The sequence below is a fragment of the Mycobacterium sp. SMC-18 genome (assembly GCF_045310895.1).
Classification (GTDB): Bacteria; Actinomycetota; Actinomycetes; order Mycobacteriales; family Mycobacteriaceae; genus Mycobacterium.
In genome coordinates, this window is the sequence record NZ_JBJIAL010000144.1 from 1 (window position 1) to 1,108 (window position 1,108).

Annotated in this window: 1 protein-coding gene; it reads right to left on the bottom strand. The window is 62.6% G+C overall.

Annotated features, from left to right (window positions below):
- On the bottom strand, positions 1-994 hold a 994-nt coding region (locus tag ACJH6J_RS30500; protein ID WP_406805045.1), incomplete at its 3' end, for an IS481 family transposase.
- Positions 995-1,108: the final 114 nt, after the last annotated feature.

Here is a 1,108-nt window from a genome sequence, read left to right on the forward strand (position 1 = left end):
TGTGATGTCCAGGGACGTTGGTCAGCCGAGTGACCGGTGGGCGGCCTCCGATGGCGGAGTGGGCTCGGTGGTGATTGTAGAAATGCAGCCAGCTCGGTAGGGCTGTGTTGCGTTGTTCGGTGGATTCGTAGAACCGGGCGTAGGCCCAGCCGTCCCCGAGCGTGCGATGGAATCGCTCGATCTTGCCGTTGGTCTGGGGCCGGTATGGCCGGGTTCGCTTGTGGCTGATGTTCAGTTCGGCGCAGGCACCGCGCCAGGCCAAGGATTTGTAAGCCGACCCGTTGTCTGAGAGGACTCGTTCCACCGTGACGCCGCGTTCGGCGAACCAGGCCACCGCGCGCTGCAACACACCGATCGCGGTGGCCGCTTTCTCGTCGGACTGGATCTCGACGTACGCAACCCGAGAGTGATCATCAATAACTGTGTGCAGGAACGCAATTCCAATTCGCGGTCGATAATCGTCGGCACGTTCACCGGTGCGATGCGCGGTCAGCTGCCGGTTGCGCTTGCCTTGTTGTCGGCTAAGGAACTTGTGCCCACCGCCGTCGGGGATGTTGCCGAATTTGGTGACGTCGACGTGGATCAGCGAACCGGGATGATCGTGCTCATAGCGGCGCAGCGGTTCGCCAGTTACGCGGTCGATGTAGGACAACCGATTGATCCGGCACCGGGTCAGCACAGCGTGCACCGTGGACGCCGGCATGCCCAGTCGTCCGGCGATCTGCACGGGCCCGAGCCGCTTGCGCCACCGCAGGTCCACGATCCGACGCATGACCTGGTCGCTGGTCTTGGTGGGGCTCCGGTGCGGTCGCGAGCTACGGTCGACCATGCCGGCAGAGCCTTCGGTACGAAAGCGATCGGCCCATTTCTTGGCGGTTCGAGGCGCGACCATGAACATCTTGGCCGCAGCGGTATAGGTCCAGCCCTTCTCGATGATGAGCTCGGCGAGCTTCAATCGTGCGCGCGGGGTTAATGCAGCGTTAGCGTGGGACACGAAGGCCTCCTGGTTGGTGAAGCGGTTCCTAGACAGCTCCACTTCACAACCGGAGGCCTTCCCTGTCACACAGGCTCACCGATACATAACGGGACAACGTCCCCGGACATCACA